Annotated in this window: 14 protein-coding genes and 1 riboswitch; of the genes, 1 reads left to right on the forward strand and 13 read right to left on the reverse strand. The window is 36.4% G+C overall.

All coding sequences use genetic code 11. The features are described from left to right. Window positions 1-87: 87 nt before the first annotated feature. The 12 genes from purD to purE all read right to left on the reverse strand — a co-directional run bounded on the left by purD (window position 88) and on the right by purE (window position 14,109). Window positions 88-1,353: a phosphoribosylamine--glycine ligase gene (gene purD / locus VQL36_RS17475; RefSeq protein ID WP_349250532.1), complete on the reverse strand. Its 1,266-nt coding sequence runs from the start codon at window positions 1,351-1,353 to the stop codon at window positions 88-90. Between the two features lie 229 nt (window positions 1,354-1,582). After that, window positions 1,583-3,124 carry a bifunctional phosphoribosylaminoimidazolecarboxamide formyltransferase/IMP cyclohydrolase gene (purH, locus tag VQL36_RS17480; protein ID WP_349250533.1) on the reverse strand — a complete coding sequence of 514 codons (1,542 nt, stop codon included), beginning with the start codon at window positions 3,122-3,124 and terminating at the stop codon, window positions 1,583-1,585. A gap of 571 nt (window positions 3,125-3,695) precedes the next feature. Further along, complete coding sequence (purN, locus tag VQL36_RS17485) at window positions 3,696-4,313, reverse strand: phosphoribosylglycinamide formyltransferase (RefSeq protein WP_349250534.1); 618 nt, start codon at window positions 4,311-4,313, stop codon at window positions 3,696-3,698. Further along, window positions 4,310-5,353, reverse strand: a complete 1,044-nt coding sequence (gene purM, locus VQL36_RS17490) for a phosphoribosylformylglycinamidine cyclo-ligase (RefSeq protein ID WP_349250535.1) — start codon at window positions 5,351-5,353, stop codon at window positions 4,310-4,312. Before purM ends, purN begins: the two co-directional genes overlap by 4 nt. Window positions 5,354-5,497: 144 nt before the next feature. Further along, window positions 5,498-6,937, reverse strand: coding sequence for an amidophosphoribosyltransferase (gene purF / locus VQL36_RS17495; RefSeq protein ID WP_349250536.1), 1,440 nt, complete (start codon window positions 6,935-6,937; stop codon window positions 5,498-5,500). Then, on the reverse strand, window positions 6,922-9,162 hold the full coding sequence (purL, locus tag VQL36_RS17500; protein WP_349250537.1) for a phosphoribosylformylglycinamidine synthase subunit PurL: 2,241 nt from the start codon (window positions 9,160-9,162) through the stop codon (window positions 6,922-6,924). The genes purF and purL overlap by 16 nt, the downstream gene beginning before the upstream one ends. Continuing rightward, window positions 9,143-9,832: a phosphoribosylformylglycinamidine synthase subunit PurQ gene (gene purQ / locus VQL36_RS17505; RefSeq protein ID WP_349250538.1), complete on the reverse strand. Its 690-nt coding sequence runs from the start codon at window positions 9,830-9,832 to the stop codon at window positions 9,143-9,145. The genes purL and purQ overlap by 20 nt, the downstream gene beginning before the upstream one ends. 22 nt (window positions 9,833-9,854) lie before the next feature. After that, window positions 9,855-10,106 (reverse strand): phosphoribosylformylglycinamidine synthase subunit PurS, encoded by a 252-nt coding sequence (gene purS / locus VQL36_RS17510; RefSeq protein ID WP_349250539.1) that lies wholly within the window; start codon window positions 10,104-10,106, stop codon window positions 9,855-9,857. A 16-nt stretch (window positions 10,107-10,122) separates the two neighbouring features. After that, window positions 10,123-11,016 (reverse strand): phosphoribosylaminoimidazolesuccinocarboxamide synthase, encoded by an 894-nt coding sequence (locus VQL36_RS17515; RefSeq protein WP_349250540.1) that lies wholly within the window; start codon window positions 11,014-11,016, stop codon window positions 10,123-10,125. 122 nt (window positions 11,017-11,138) lie between these two features. Then, complete coding sequence (gene purB, locus VQL36_RS17520) at window positions 11,139-12,434, reverse strand: adenylosuccinate lyase (RefSeq protein ID WP_349250541.1); 1,296 nt, start codon at window positions 12,432-12,434, stop codon at window positions 11,139-11,141. After that, on the reverse strand, window positions 12,431-13,621 hold the full coding sequence (gene purK / locus VQL36_RS17525) for a 5-(carboxyamino)imidazole ribonucleotide synthase (protein WP_349250542.1): 1,191 nt from the start codon (window positions 13,619-13,621) through the stop codon (window positions 12,431-12,433). The genes purB and purK overlap by 4 nt, the downstream gene beginning before the upstream one ends. Next, on the reverse strand, window positions 13,618-14,109 hold the full coding sequence (gene purE, locus VQL36_RS17530; protein ID WP_349250543.1) for a 5-(carboxyamino)imidazole ribonucleotide mutase: 492 nt from the start codon (window positions 14,107-14,109) through the stop codon (window positions 13,618-13,620). Before purE ends, purK begins: the two co-directional genes overlap by 4 nt. Window positions 14,110-14,318: 209 nt before the next feature. Continuing rightward, a riboswitch (purine riboswitch) is annotated at window positions 14,319-14,420 on the reverse strand. A gap of 512 nt (window positions 14,421-14,932) precedes the next feature. Here purE and VQL36_RS17535 point away from each other — a divergent pair. After that, window positions 14,933-15,301: a DUF423 domain-containing protein gene (locus tag VQL36_RS17535; protein ID WP_162037364.1), complete on the forward strand. Its 369-nt coding sequence runs from the start codon at window positions 14,933-14,935 to the stop codon at window positions 15,299-15,301. A 98-nt stretch (window positions 15,302-15,399) separates the two neighbouring features. Here the strand turns inward: VQL36_RS17535 and VQL36_RS17540 are convergent, their stop codons facing one another. Next, window positions 15,400-16,362 (reverse strand): aldo/keto reductase family protein, encoded by a 963-nt coding sequence (locus VQL36_RS17540; RefSeq protein WP_349250544.1) that lies wholly within the window; start codon window positions 16,360-16,362, stop codon window positions 15,400-15,402. Window positions 16,363-16,380 lie beyond the last annotated feature (18 nt).

Below are 16,380 nucleotides of genomic sequence, written 5' to 3' on the forward strand. Positions count from 1 at the left end.
CTCTTAATTTGAGTAACGGCATTTTTTACGTATTTGTTAGTTCTGTAGCTCTAAGTAAACCTTTTTAATTTGTATTTGATCTTTCTATTATTGTGCAACAAGTGCTTTTTTTGCTATATCCGTACGATAATGTTTTCCTTCATAATCAATTTTTTCAACATCAGCATATGCTTTTTGTCTCGCTTCTTCAATATTTGTTCCAGTGGCTGTCACACCTACCAAACGACCACCATTCGTTACAATTTGTCCATCTTTTAAAGCCGTTCCTGCATGGAATACAACAGAACTTTCTACTTCATCTAAACCATGCATAGGAATACCTTTTTCATAAGCTCCTGGATAACCTCCAGAAGATAACACAACGCAAACCGCAGCTTCTTCACTCCAATTAATTTCTATTTCTTGCAATCTACCATTTATCGCCGCTAAAAAGATATCTGATAAATCTGTTTGCAAACGTGGAAGTACCACTTGTGTTTCTGGATCACCGAAACGACAGTTGAATTCAATCGTTTTTGGTCCAATTTCTGTAATCATCAGACCAGCATATAAAATACCTTTAAATGTTCTTCCTTCACTCACCATCGCTTTAGCTGCTGGTACTAGAATGGTTTCAATAGCTTCATCCACAACGGCTTGTGGAATATGAGGCACAGGAGAATACGTTCCCATCCCTCCTGTATTCGGTCCTTTATCTCCATTAAATATTGGTTTATGGTCTTGTGAGGGAACCATCGGACGAACGACTTCACCATCCACAAACGCTAATATTGACATCTCTTGCCCTTGCAAAAACTCTTCGATGACTACATGATTACCTGCTTCACCAAACACCTTGTCCAACATCATGTCTTTTAAAGCCGTTTCTGCTTCTTCCATTGTCTGTGCAACAATAACACCCTTACCTGCTGCTAATCCATCCGCTTTAATCACAATAGGCAGCTTTTGTTTTTGTAAATACTGAAGTGCATTTTCATAAGATTCAAAAGATTCATATGCCGCTGTTGGAATATTATATTTTTTCATCAAATCTTTCGTAAATACTTTACTTCCTTCAATAATCGCTGCATTTTTCCTAGGACCAAATACAGGTATTTGGATGGATTCAAAGTAATCTACTATCCCAGCGAAAAGAGGGTCTTCTGGTCCGACTACAACGAAATCAATGTTTCTCTTTTTTGCAAATTGTCCTAACTCTTCGAAGTTATGTTCATTGATGTCCACACATTCAGCCACTTCAGCAATGCCCGCATTCCCAGGTGCACAATAAATCTGCTCTACTTTTGGACTTTTGTTTAATGCCCATATGATTGTATGTTCTCTTCCACCTCTACCTATGACAAGAACTTTCATTTTTTACCCCCTCTTTTTAAATAAGATACAACTTAGTAGTGCGATTTTTACCAAAACAGATTTTATGATTTATTCACTGTTTAGTTGAGTCATAATATCACAAGTTTGCTTTATGATCCAAAAATATTTTGCGTACAGACGCCCACCTCTATAGGTGGGATTTTCAAATCAGGTGGAGCAGAGTCTCCATCTTATTTCTCGATGTTTAAGCAAAGCTTAAGCGAGTTCACTAATGTTTAAAATGTCTTACACCTGTAACTACCATGGCAATTCCATGTTCATTCGCAACTTTTATAGATTCTTCATCTTTTATAGATCCACCTGGTTGAATGACTGCAGTTATTCCTGCTTTTGCAGCTAGCTCTAATGTATCACCCATAGGGAAAAACGCATCAGAAGCTAATATAGATCCTTTTGCTTTTTCTCCTGCTTGTTGAATTGCAATATTTGCAGCACCCACTCTGTTCATTTGCCCCGCTCCTACGCCTATTGTCATATCATCATTTGCTAATATAATCGCGTTGGACTTCACATGTTTTACAACCTTCCAACCAAATAATAACTGCTTTAATTCTTCCTCAGTTGGTTTTCGCTCCGTGACAACTTTAATGTCTTCATCCGCTAACTGATACGTATCAACATCTTGAATTAACATCCCATCGTTCACTGATGTTACAATGCGATTTTGTTTGTTAGGTTGTTGGGCTGCACCAAGTTTTAATAAACGAATGTTTTTCTTTTTTGTTAAAACTTCAATTGCTTCGTCTGTATAAGAAGGGGCAATAATAATTTCTAAGAAAATCTCATGAAGTTTTTCTGCTATTTCTTTTCCAATCTCACGATTAAAAGCGACAATACCACCAAAAATAGAAACAGGATCTGCATCATACGTTTTTTGATAAGCCGCTTCAATCGTTTCTCCTATTCCTACTCCACAAGGATTCATATGTTTTATAGCTACTACCGCAGGTTCATCAAACTCTTTTAAGATTTGTAAAGCCGCATTGGCATCGTTAATATTATTATAAGATAATTCTTTTCCGTGTAATTTCTCTGCTGTAGTAATATTCCCTTCATCTGCTAAAGGTTTACGATAAAATGCTGCCTTTTGATGAGGGTTTTCCCCATAACGTAAATCCTGCACCTTTTCATAGGTTATAGTATATCTTTCTGGGAATTCCTCACCCATTTGTTCTGATAAGTAATTTGAAATAAGGGAATCGTATGCTGCTGTATGGCGGAAGACTTTTGCAGCTAGTTTTTTTCTAGTCTCTAATGAAGTATCTTCGTTGCTTTTGATCTGTTCAATCACTTCAGTATAATCATTGGAATCCACAACTACCGTAACAAATGCATGATTTTTAGCAGCGGATCTTAACATCGTTGGTCCACCGATGTCGATATTTTCAATTGCATCTTCATAAGTCACGTCTGGTTTCTCTATGGTTTGTTGGAATGGATATAAATTAACGACAACTAAATCAATATATTCCAAATCTAATTCTTTCATTTGTAGTTGATGTTTTTCACTGTCACGCACAGCTAATAGACCACTATGCACTGCTGGGTGAAGTGTTTTTACTCTACCATCTAACACTTCCGGAAAACCTGTCACCTCGGAAATTCCGATAACAGGTACACCTTTTTCTTCTAATAGTTTTTTAGTGCCTCCAGTAGAAATAATCTCAACACCTAATTTGGATAACTGATCAGCGAATTCTACAATTCCTGTTTTGTCCGACACACTGATCAACGCTCTTTTAATGCTCACGTATTGTTCCTCCCTGTAAATTATATTTATTAATCCTTGAAATAGGATTTTCTCCGATCCATGCAACCAATTATCAGTAACCTATTATGATTTTGATAAATTGAATAGAAATAAAGGTATTTAATGGTCTTATATTGCTATTTTTAACACTCTTTTTAAAATAGCGGTATTTTTTGGTCTTAAATTCACTGTTTTTCACATTTTTATAGTAAAATCCAAGTAAATCACTGATATAAGGCCATTATTTACCTTTATTTATTATAGATGGCTTATCTGGGCTTAAATAAGACCGCTAATTACCGCTATTTTTTAAATCCAAAGGGTATCAGCTCATCCTAATCTAGAAATGGACTCCCGATAAAAGTAATAGGACTAAGCCACTTAGTTTCTCTTCACCTATTTATTTACTTCTGGGTGTCCCTGAAAAGTATTTCGGATATTACATCATTGATCCCAAAATATTTTGAGTACAGACGCCCACCTCTATAGGTGGGATCTTCAAATCAGGTGGAGTAGAGTCTCCATCTGATTTCTCGATGTTAAAGCAAAGCTTAAACGAGTTCACTACTTTTCACTTTTTGGGATAAAGGCTAACTCTCCTACCTTCTAACCTTACTCTCCCTTCAGCAATTAATTCAATCACTTCTGGATAAATTAGATGTTCAACTTTATGAATGTTTTGTTCTAGTTCTTCTATAGTATCTTTTTCATGAATATCTACTGGCTCCTGTTTAATAATCGGACCTGTATCCATACCATTATCTACAAAGTGAACAGTGACACCAGTTACTTTCACACCATATTTATAAGCTTGCCCAATCGCATCTAAACCTGTAAAAGCAGGTAGTAATGAAGGATGAATGTTAATCATTTTTCCATAGTAAGGTTTGACCAAAGTATCCGTCACTAGGCGCATATAACCTGCAAGTACAATAAGGTCGATTTGTTTTTTTTGCAATTCGTTTACAATCTCTTGTTCATACATCTCTCTCGAAATGTAATCTTTCGGACGAAATACAAATACAGGAATTCCTGCTTTCTCAGCTCTTTCTATTACTTTTGCCCCAGGTCTGTCACAAACAAGAAGCTCGATATGGATATCCAGCTTCTGTTGATTGACATGATCTAAAATGGCTTGAAAATTTGAGCCACTTCCTGATGCAAATACAGCTATACGAAATGAACTCATTTTATTTCATCTCCATTAAATGTCACTATTTGATTCCCTTTTGTTACTTTACCAATTTGATAAATAGATTCACCTTGTTGCTCTGCAATGTGAATTACTTCCTCGGCATCGTTAGCAGATACGACGATAACCATACCAATTCCCATATTAAAAGTACGGAACATATCCGCTTTACCAATGTTCCCTTTACTTTGCAATAAAGAGAATATTGCTGGCACTTCCCAAGAACCATCTTCAATATCTACATTTACACCTTCAGGTAAAACACGAGGTATATTTTCAATAAATCCGCCGCCTGTAATGTGTGAAAGTCCTTTAAGTTGAACTTTTTCTAATATGGACAATACAGGTTTTACGTACAATTTAGTTGGTGTTAAAAGGACTTCACCAAGCTTGGCATTCAATTCATCTACATAATCATCCAACTGGTATCCTGCGTCTTCCAGCAACAATTTACGAACTAATGAAAAACCATTGCTATGCACCCCACTTGATGCTAATCCAAGCACAACATCCCCCTCTTGAATGGAAGAACCGTCAATCATTTTCTTTTTGTCTACAACCCCAACAACAAAACCAGCAATGTCATATTCTCCTTCAGCATACATACCTGGCATTTCCGCGGTTTCCCCACCGATTAATGCACAGCCGGATTGCTTACAACCATCAGAGATGCCTTTAACAATAGACTCGATTTTTTCTGGAATGACTTGATCACAAGCTAAATAATCTAAGAAAAACAAGGGTTCTGCACCTTGAACGATAATATCGTTTACGCACATTGCTACAGCATCAATACCAATGGTGTCATGTTTGTCCATTGCAAATGCAAGCTTCAGCTTAGTACCAACACCGTCTGTTCCAGAAACAAGGATAGGTTCCTCATATTTATCTTTATTTAATGAAAACAAACCTCCGAATCCACCTAGATCCGTTAATACTTCTGGACGAAGTGTATTTTTGACGTGTTTTTTCATCCGTTCAACTGCTTCATTACCGGCGTTAATGTCTACACCCGCCTGTTTATAAGCATCAGACATTTCCTCTCACTCCTCAAGAACAAATAAGTTATTTACCGTTTATCACAGGACGTAGCAATATTTTAGATGGAATCATCTATTGAATTTGAAATGATGCTAATCTATCCCACAAGAAACCGTGTGATTTTAGTAGTCCATCATATCTCAACAAGATGGCACTTTCGTTGGATATTTCTCATCAAAACATGCAAAACACATCCCATGGGTTTCCACATTTTTACCTACAGATTTGATTAATCCTTCTTGACTTAAAAAGTAGAGTGAATCTGCATTAATCGTTTGTCTGATTTCTTCAACCGATTTGGCAGACGCAATTAGTTCTTCTCTACTTGGTGTATCAATCCCATAAAAACAAGGATTCTGAAATGGAGGTGAAGTGATTCTTACGTGTACTTCTGTCGCCCCTGCTTCTCGAAGTAAATTAACAATTCTTTTGCTTGTCGTTCCACGCACGATAGAATCATCAATCATAATGACACGTTTCCCTTCTACAACTTTGCGAACGGCACTCAGCTTCATTTTTACACCTTGTTCACGCAACTCTTGGTTCGGCTGAATGAAAGTCCTACCTGTATATCTATTTTTAATCAAACCTAATTCGTATGGAATTCCAGTTTGTTCTGCAAAACCTATCGCGGCTGAAATACTTGAGTCAGGTACACCTGTAACTACATCTGCATCTGTAAATGCTTCCGTAGCTAACTGTCTTCCCATCTGTTTACGAACGGTATGAATATTATTATTTTCAATATCACTGTCTGGTCGTGCAAAATAAATATATTCCATAGAGCATAGAGCTCGTTGTTTAGGTTCAGAAAAACGATCTTCTCTCAAACCACCCTCATCTAAAATAATCATTTCTCCAGGATTCAGATCACGAACTGCCGTCGCTCCAACCGCATCAAATGCACATGTTTCCGAAGTAAACAAATAAGCATCACCAAGTTTCCCCATTGAAAATGGACGTAATCCATGAGGGTCTAAAGCAGCAATTAATTTGTGCTGTGTCATAAATAAAAATGCAAATGCTCCATCCACTTGTTGTAAAGCTTCCTTCACAGCCTCTTCAAGCTGTTCATGTTTAGATCTAGCAATTAAATGAGCTACAACTTCGGTGTCACTTGAAGTTTGAAAGATGGAACCCTGTTGTTCTAATTTTTTTCTTAATTCAGGTGCATTCACTAAATTTCCATTAGTTGCGAGTGCTAAATCCCCTTCTTTATATTTAAAAACAAGAGGTTGAGCATTATTAATTCCACTCTCACCTGAAGTAGAGTAACGAACATGTCCTATTCCAATGGAACCGGCTAAATCAAGGAGTTTATCATTCTCAAAAGTCTCTTTTACTAAACCCATACCCCGATGATAATGAAATTGTGTACCATCTGAAGTACAAATCCCCGCACTTTCTTGACCTCTATGCTGTAAAGAATGAAGTCCATAATAAGAAAGGAAAGAAGCCTCAGCGTGTCCAAACACACCAAAGACTCCACACTCCTCTTTTAATTTATCAAACAATGCAGTATCCATTCCCTCATTATAATAATTGCCTGTCCAAAGTGGGTATTTTACTTCATAAGACATGGAATCGCATCCTTCCAAACCTTTTCTAGTTGTTCTACTGATGACTGGATGACTTGCTCATCATTCACATGGATGTGAAGGCCTGAGTTGTTAGTAACTTTTCCTATTTTTTGATAAGATACAGCTTGCTCTGTAAGCCATTTCTCTAAAGTTTCTGCTTGTTCAGGAGTTGCGGATAATAAAATCCTTGACTGGCTTTCACTGAATAAAGCAATATCCGGACGTAAATCAGACTCAAATTTGATGTCTGCTCCTTTTTCCCCACTGATACATGATTCTGCTAGAGCAACAGCCAATCCACCCTCAGATAAATCATGTGCAGAAGCAACTAAACCTTTTTGAATGGCTTGAAGTACAGTATCTAATAAATTCTTTTCTTTTACTAAATCTATAACAGGTGGTTTCCCTTCAGTTTTCCCATGAATGATCGTTTGAAACTCACTTCCACCTAGTTCGTCTTTTGTATCTCCTAATAAGAAAACGATGTCTCCATCATTTTTAAATGCTTGTGTAGTAATGTGATCAACGTCATGAACAAGGCCCACCATACCTATAACAGGTGTAGGATTGATTGCACCTTTATTGTTTTCATTATATAAACTTACGTTTCCACCTATAACAGGTGTATTTAAAACATTACACGCTTCAGCAATGCCTTCTGCTGATTGATCCAGTTGCCAGAAAATTTCTGGTTTATCAGGATTTCCAAAATTCAAGTTATCTGTGATTGCAAGTGGCTCTGCACCAGAGCAAACAATGTTTCTAGCCGCTTCACTTGTCGCAATCTTCCCACCAACCTCTGGATCAAGATAAACGAAACGGCTGTTACAATCGGTAGTCATCGCTAATGCTTTACGTGTTCCACGAATCGTGACTACAGCAGCGTCTGAACCTGGCTGTACTGCTGTACTTGTACGTACCATGTAATCATATTGATTGTATACCCATTCCTTACTTGCAACAGTAGGAGAAGCAAGCACATCCTTCAACGCTTGATTCAAGTCTTTCACTTCCTCATAGGAAAGTTCTAGTTTCTGGTTACTTTCATAATAAGCAGGTACTTTTAATGGTTTGTTATACACTGGACATTCATCAACTAAAGCTGTTACAGGCATATCAGCAACAAGCTTTCCTTGTTGGAATAGTTTCAAGCTTCCGTCATTTGTAACTTTTCCGACCTTTGGACAATCTAATCCCCAGCGTTTAAAAATTCCTACCGCTTGTTCTTCATGTTCAGGTTTGATAACAAATAACATACGTTCTTGAGATTCAGACAACATCATTTCATAAGCTGTCATACCTTCCTCACGCTGTGGCACTTGATCTAAATACAATTCCATTCCGTTTCCTGCTTTACTTGCCATTTCAGAACTAGAACATGTTAATCCTGCTGCACCCATATCTTGAATTCCTAGTACAATACCTGAATCTATCAGTTCAAGGCAAGCCTCCATCACAAGTTTCTCCATAAATGGATCGCCAACTTGCACTGCAGAACGTTTCGCCTGTGTTTCTTCAGTTAATTCTTCAGAAGAGAATGTGGCACCATGTATACCATCACGTCCTGTTGCTGGTCCAACATAAAACACAGGATTACCTACACCTTCGGCTACTCCTTTTTGAATTTGATCATGATCTATCAAACCTACACACATTGCATTCACTAGTGGATTTCCTTCGTAACTATCGTCAAAATTGACTTCTCCACCTACGGTTGGAATTCCGATACAGTTTCCATATCCTGCAATGCCTTCAACCACGTGTTCAAACAAATATTTTACACGATCATTATTTAAGTTTCCGAATCTTAGAGAGTTTAATAATGCGATTGGACGAGCTCCCATGGAAAAAATATCACGAATAATGCCACCTACTCCTGTTGCAGCACCTTGATAAGGTTCAACAGCAGATGGATGGTTGTGACTTTCAATTTTGAAAACAACCGCTTGATTATCCCCAATGTCTACAATTCCTGCACCTTCCCCAGGACCCATTAAAACACGTTCTCCTGTTGTTGGGAATTTTCTCAATATAGGTTTGGACGTTTTATATGAACAGTGCTCTGACCACATCACACTGAACACACCGATTTCTGTATAGTTCGGTTTACGGCCTAAAAAACCACATATTTTATCGAATTCTTCGTCTGTAACACCAAACTGTTGATAGATTTTCTGATCTGCAATTTGTTCTGCTGTTGGTTCTTTAACCGATTGCAACGCCATTTTTTTCCCTCCATGCACTTAAAACTGATGTGAACATTTCTTTACCATCTGCTGAACCTAAAAGATCATGAACTGCTCGCTCTGGATGAGGCATCATGCCAAGAACATTCCCTTTTTCATTACATATGCCAGCGATGTTTTCTACTGAACCATTTGGGTTTTCTCCTTCATACGTGAATACAATTTGATTGTTCTCTTTTAAAGTAGCTAGCGTCTTTTCATCACAATAATAGTTTCCTTCCATATGAGCAATCGGGATATCAATAACTTCCCCTATCTTATATTCATGTGTAAAAGGATTTGTATTGTTTTGTACTTTCAAATCACTGTGATGGCAGCGAAACTTTACAGTATCGTTTATTCTCATCGCTCCAGGAAGCAAGCCAGATTCTAATAAAATCTGAAATCCGTTGCATATGCCAATAATGAATTTACCTTGCTCTGCTGCTTTAATCACTTCATTCATGACAGGAGCAAATCTTGAAATCGCACCACTTCTTAAATAATCTCCGTATGAAAAACCACCAGGTAAAATAATGCAATCATATTTTGAAAGATCTGTTGCTGTATGCCATACATATTCTACGGATTGTCCAGTCGTATCCTCGACTGCTTTATAGCAATCTATATCACAATTGGATCCTGGAAATACTAGAACTGCAAAGTTCATTTGATGTTTGCCTCCTTATTTTCTATATAATTGGGGTGAGTTCAAAACGATAATCTTCAATTACAGTGTTAGCTAACAATTTTTCACACATTTCTGTTACTCTTTTTTCTGCTTCGTTTTTATCCGTTGTATCTAATGTTAACTCCATATATTTACCGATTCGTACATCATTTACTTCTTGAAAACCCATTGAATGTAAAGCACCTTGTACTGTATTCCCTTGTGGATCCAAAACGCTTTGTTTAATCGTCACATAAACAGTTGCTTTTATCATTGCTCTCAATGTCCTCCTATGACCTATTGATATCTAATTTATTTAAAATTTCTTTATACCTTGCAGACGTTTCTTCTACCACTTTTGAAGGTAACGGATCTGGTTGACTATTTTGATCCCAAGTTGTATGAGATAAAAATGTACGAACAGGTTCTTTATCCATGCTATCAATATCTATATCTAAGGCATATTTCTCCTCAGCCCAATATCTTGAAGAATCAGGTGTAAAAATTTCATCTATTAAAATAAGTTCTCCATCAACAAAACCAAATTCAAACTTACAATCCGCTAATACAATGCCACGTTTTTCACAATACTCATGAGCATATTGATACAACTCTAAACTTTTTACCATCAACTCCGTCGTTAATGATTTTCCTACTACTTCTTGCATTTTTGAAACTGGAATGTCTTTATCATGTCCGACGTCATTTTTTAAAGAAGGTGTAAAGATAGGGACATCTAACTTTTGATTTTTTCTCATTCCTGCAGGCAGTTTAATTCCATTAATTTCACCATTGTTCAGATATTGTCTCCATCCACCGCCAGTAATATATCCTCTTACAATACATTCAATATCGATTCGTTCTGCTTTACGGCTTACCATCACTCGATCTTTCAGTAATTCCGGTTTTTTTATCACATTTTTTAATAAGTTTACATCAGCATGCACCATATGATTGGGTATCATATGTTCTGTTTGATCAAACCAAAACTTACTGACTAAATTTAAGACTTTTCCTTTATCGGGTATGCCTGGTTCTAAAATATAATCAAAAGCAGATATACGATCTGTTACTACCATTAAATAATGTTCTCCTAGATCATAAAGCTCACGAACCTTACCTTTATAAACTAATGGTGCATCAATCAAATCTACAGCAGTTAATAATGTAGGTGATGAGTTCAAAGGTTAACCCTCCTTTCAAAAATACCCCAAAAAGTGAACAATATTCGAAGTTGCCGAATACTTTTCGTGGACCCCAGCAACCATCGTATCGGGGATTTAATCCATCAGTGATGTCATTCCTTCTATATTAAACCCAAACGTTCAAAGATTGTATTTACATGTTTTAAATGCCATTTCGGATTAAAGCAATCTTCAATTTCTTCAGCAGATAAATGCTGGTTGATTTCCGGTTCGTTTTCTACTATTTCTCGGAATGACTTCTGCTGTTCCCAAGCTTGCATAGCACGAGGTTGAACGGTATCATAAGCTTGTTCTCTACTTAAACCTTTATCTATCAGTTTTGTCATCACTCTACCTGAGAATGGCACATCAAACGTTCTTTTAATGTTCTTTTTCATATTTTCTGGGAAGACGGTTAAGTTTTTCACAATGTTTCCAAAACGATTCAACATATAATTTAATAGAATCGTAGCATCTGGTAAAATCACACGTTCAACAGAGGAATGAGAAATATCTCTTTCATGCCATAATGGCACATTTTCGTATGCAGATACCATATGTCCTCTGATCACTCTAGATAATCCAGAAATGTTCTCGCTGCCTATTGGATTTCTTTTATGAGGCATTGCTGATGATCCTTTTTGTCCCTTTGCAAAAGCTTCTTCTACTTCTCTAAATTCACTTTTTTGCAAGGCACGAATTTCTGTTGCAAATTTATCTAAAGAAGTCGCAATCAACGCAAGTGTAGCCATATAATCAGCATGACGATCACGCTGTAACGTTTGTGTTGAAATCGGCGCTGCTTTTGTTCCTAATTTTTCACAAACATATTGCTCAATAAAAGGATCAATATTCGCATACGTTCCAACAGCTCCGGAGATTTTACCAAATTGGACTCCATCAGCTGCTCTTTTAAAACGGTCTAAATTACGATTCATTTCTTCGTACCAAAGTGCCATTTTCAACCCAAATGTCGTTGGCTCAGCATGTACACCATGTGTTCTTCCCATCATGACCGTATCCTTATGCTCAATCGCTTTTTCTTTTAAAATGGATATAAATTGAATGATGTCTTTTTCAAGAATTTCATTAGCTTGTTTTATTAAATAACCATTAGCAGTATCCACAACATCCGTTGAAGTAAGTCCGTAATGTACCCACTTTCTTTCAGGGCCAACAGTTTCAGAAACAGCACGAGTAAAAGCAATAACATCATGTCTAGTTTCTTTTTCAATCTCATAAATTCGATCTATATCAAAGCTTGCCTTTTCTCTTAAAAGTTTTACATCTTCCTTAGGAATAACGTCTAATTCTGACCAAGCTTCACAAGCATTGAGTTCTACTTCTAACCAAGCTTTAAATTTATTTTCCTCTGTCCAAATGGCTGTCATTTCTGGCCTGCTATAACGTTCTATCATAAAAGAGCCCCTTCCTTTTTACTTAAGTACTTTTTTTCCCAAATTCCTGTATTGTCAATCCACTCTAAAGCTTGATCTATATTTGTCGTTAATAAATTTATGTGACCCATTTTACGCTTTACTTTAGCTTCTTTTTTACCATATAAATGAACTTTCACGATTAAATCTTGATTTGAACTTTGACCATTCTGATTCATCCACTTTAGTAATGGGTCAACATGTTCTCCTAAAATATTTACCATCACAACAGGACATATTAATTCTGTAGGTTGTAAAGGTAAGTTACAAATAGCACGGATATGCTGCTCAAATTGTGAAGTATGACAAGCATCCATTGTATAATGTCCAGAATTGTGAGGACGAGGAGCGAGTTCATTTACATACAACTCTCCATCTTTTGTATAAAACATTTCAACAGCGATGAGTCCAATCACATTTAAGGATGTAGCAATATTTGTCGCAAGTTGTCTTGCTCTATCCTGTATCTCTTCGTTTATTCTTGCAGGAACAATGGAGGTATGCAAAATGTTATCCACATGTATATTTTCAGCCACTGGAAAAGTACTAACTTGTCCATCTATGTTTCGAGCTGCTACAACGGATAACTCTTTTTCAAAATGAATAAATTTCTCTAATACTAAATCTGTTTTTGCCTTACTTAATGTATTAAATGCTTCAGAAATCTCTTGTATAGAACGAATCACCCATTGTCCTTTTCCATCATAACCACCAACAGCCGTTTTCAACACACAAGGGACACCGAAGCGTTCAACAGCCTCAGTTAACTCTTGTTCAGTTTTTATTTCAACATAAGGAGCCACAGGTACATTTGCAGCTTCTATTGCAGTTTTCTCTCTTAAACGATGTTGGGTGGTATATAATAATTGACTTCCTTGTGGCACATAAGATTTATTAAACAACATATCTGCTACAGAAGCATCCACATTTTCAAATTCATAAGTAATAACATCTGCAAGTTCAGCTAGTTTTCCACCTGCTTTGAAATCATCATAATCAGCGATAATTTGTTCATCTGCAACCTGACCACATGGACCATCTTCAACAGGATCTAATGTGACAAAACGATAACCCATTTGACGACCTGCTAAAGCCATCATTCGACCTAATTGTCCCCCACCTAAAATACCAATTGTACTGCCTGGGAGAATTACTTTACCTTGTGTCATAAATTTTCACTGCTTTCTAAAACGGTATGTTTAATCTCTTCTCTCCTATTAGTAATTCTCATCTGCACATTTTCGTCAAAAGCACCTAAAATTTGCGCAGCTAAAAGCCCAGCGTTTGTAGCACCTGCTTTACCAATTGAGACGGTTGCAACAGGAATCCCACCAGGCATTTGAACAATAGATAACAAAGAATCTAATCCATTTAAGTTTGAAGACTTCACAGGCACACCGATGACAGGAAGTTCTGTTTTTGCTGCAACCATACCTGGTAAATGAGCTGCACCTCCTGCCCCGGCTATAATCACTTTTAAACCTTTCGTAATTGCTGATGAAGCATATTCAAACATAAGATCTGGCGTTCGATGTGCTGAAACCACTTTCTTTTCATAGGCAATTTCTAACTCATCAAGTACATCACAAGCATGTTTCATTGTCTCCCAGTCAGATTGACTACCCATGATGACTCCAACCTTTGCGTTTGTTGACATTTTAAACCCCTACCTTTTTTGAGAATATACTCCGAACTTACACAAGATGTGCTGATCGTCTCCACATTTTAAAAAAAAGAAAAGTAGGTTCAAAGAACCTACCCTTATAACAACTATGTAAAGTAATAGAGATAAAAAGAGCTGATTGGAACTTTTCTATCCACAAAAAAAGATACTATCAGCGATGTAGTGAGAATAAATCCCTACTTTTATCTTATTACTTTGCTCATAGTCCAAAAATTTACGGTTTCTGGGTAGATACTTTCGGGCCTTATCCCCGATATTATATGAGTTACCATTACTTATTTAATTTATCCTTACATAAAAAATCCGTTAACTATGTCCTTCTTTAAAATAATAATGACTTTTTCAATTCGTTTTTAGTTTAACAGTGTAACATGGCTATGTCAACTAATTCACGAACATTTACTCCATTCAGATTTAGAATGTTCGTTTTTTATCACATTAAAGTAAAAAAACATACACAGATTATTCATAAATTTTAAGAAATTAGGTGAAAATATGAAAATAAATATCGTAATTCAGAATATTTATTCATGGATAGATCAATCCAATTCTTGACGAATAAATTGGGTTCCATCCCAAGTATAATAATCTGTATTATAAGTACCATTAACATTATTGTAAAGCGTTTTTTTAAAGTGGTTTCATCCACTTTTTTCTAGATTTCCACTGACATTTTTTATATTTCTGAAAAGGTGAGTTACAGGATAACATCCAACAGTTTCGTGAAAAAGTTGAAATATCTAATTGTTTCAAATATACTTTCACCAGATCAATAATTTAAAGTGGAGGTCTTTTTTTGAAGAATCACTTAATAACGGGCAGTATATTAGCCTTTTTAGCAGTTGCACTTGGAGCGTTTGGCTCACACATTTTGCAAGATATATTAACAGAGGAGCGATATTCAACCTATCAAATTGCAGTTCAGTATCATTTATTTGGTTCTCTTGCAGTTATCATTGTTGCAATAGTGATGGATAAACTGTCAGGTAGCTCTATATTGTGGGCAGGAAGAATGTTAGTAGCTGGAACTGTCATATTTCCTGGAAGTATCTATATCTTAAGCTTAACTGATATTGGAATTTTCGGAGCACTAGCTCCTATAGGTGGAACTTCCTTTTTAATTGGATTTTTGTTAGTATGTATTGCGGCACTAAAACAAAAGTAATCATGTTCACCAATATAGTAAGATGCCCCCCACATATGAGCTAGGTGGGGGGCTATATTTGAACTTAAAAATTTGATAAACCGTATATGAATGCTGTTTTACCGTGCATTCTTATAATCTAAGATTCTCTCAATTTCTTGTAAGTCTTCAGTACACAATTCTATCCCAGATGCCTTTACATTTTCATTTACTTGATCAGCTCGAGATGCACCGATGATACAGCTTGAGATGTTTTGTAAACGTAAAATCCAAGCAAGCGCTAGTTGGGCAACACTAATTTCATTTCTTTCAGCTATCCCTTTTAGCTTCTCAACCTTTTGCAGCTGTTTTTCTTTAAGGACATATCCCATATACATATTGGCTTTGTGATTGGAAGCTCTTGAACCTTTGGGGAATGCTATTCCTGGTTTATATTTACCTGTTAAAACACCTTGAGCTAATGGAGAATAAACAACCTGACCTATTCCTTTTTGTTCAGATAAAGGAATAATTTCTTTCTCTATATTACGATGGAACATATTATAATAAGGCTGATTAGAAGCAATCTGATGTAAATTCAATTTTTTAGACAAACTGACAGCATCGTATAATTGGTCTGCACTCCATTCACTTACTCCAGCATATAAAATCTTTCCTTGTGAGACTAAATCATCTAATGCTCGTAATGTTTCCTCAAGAGGTGTTTCTGGATCATAACGATGACACTGATACAAATCTATGTATTCTACACCCAGTCTTTTTAAACTTGCATCACATTGTTCCATGATATGTTTACGAGATAATCCCTTGTCGTTAGGACCCCCTCCCATTGGTAAAAACACTTTTGTTGCTATTACATAGGAATGTCGAGGATATTTATTCAGTGCTTTTCCTAAAACCACTTCTGCTGTACCCTTTGAGTAGGAGTTTGCGCTATCAAAAAAATTAATTCCTGACTCATAAGCACGATCAACAATCGCTTCTGCATTATTACCTTCTGATGTACGTTCATCAATTAACCAACTTCCTAAACCGATCTCACTTACTTTTAATCCTGTTTTGCCTAAACGACGATATTTCATTAAATCCCCCTCCTTGAT

The organism is Chengkuizengella sp. SCS-71B, assembly GCF_040100845.1.
Lineage (GTDB): Bacteria > Bacillota > Bacilli > Paenibacillales > KCTC-33759 > Chengkuizengella.

Coding starts and splice junctions, on each gene's coding strand:
- purS (WP_349250539.1), bottom strand. CDS start 10,106: ATGATAAAAGCAACTGTTTATGTGACGATTAAACAAAGCGTTTTGGAT.
- VQL36_RS17540 (WP_349250544.1), bottom strand. CDS start 16,362: ATGAAATATCGTCGTTTAGGCAAAACAGGATTAAAAGTAAGTGAGATC.
- purB (WP_349250541.1), bottom strand. CDS start 12,434: ATGATAGAACGTTATAGCAGGCCAGAAATGACAGCCATTTGGACAGAG.
- purL (WP_349250537.1), bottom strand. CDS start 9,162: ATGGCGTTGCAATCGGTTAAAGAACCAACAGCAGAACAAATTGCAGAT.
- purM (WP_349250535.1), bottom strand. CDS start 5,353: ATGTCTGATGCTTATAAACAGGCGGGTGTAGACATTAACGCCGGTAAT.
- purD (WP_349250532.1), bottom strand. CDS start 1,353: ATGAAAGTTCTTGTCATAGGTAGAGGTGGAAGAGAACATACAATCATA.
- purN (WP_349250534.1), bottom strand. CDS start 4,313: ATGAGTTCATTTCGTATAGCTGTATTTGCATCAGGAAGTGGCTCAAAT.
- purK (WP_349250542.1), bottom strand. CDS start 13,621: ATGACACAAGGTAAAGTAATTCTCCCAGGCAGTACAATTGGTATTTTA.
- purQ (WP_349250538.1), bottom strand. CDS start 9,832: ATGAACTTTGCAGTTCTAGTATTTCCAGGATCCAATTGTGATATAGAT.
- purE (WP_349250543.1), bottom strand. CDS start 14,109: ATGTCAACAAACGCAAAGGTTGGAGTCATCATGGGTAGTCAATCTGAC.
- purF (WP_349250536.1), bottom strand. CDS start 6,937: ATGTCTTATGAAGTAAAATACCCACTTTGGACAGGCAATTATTATAAT.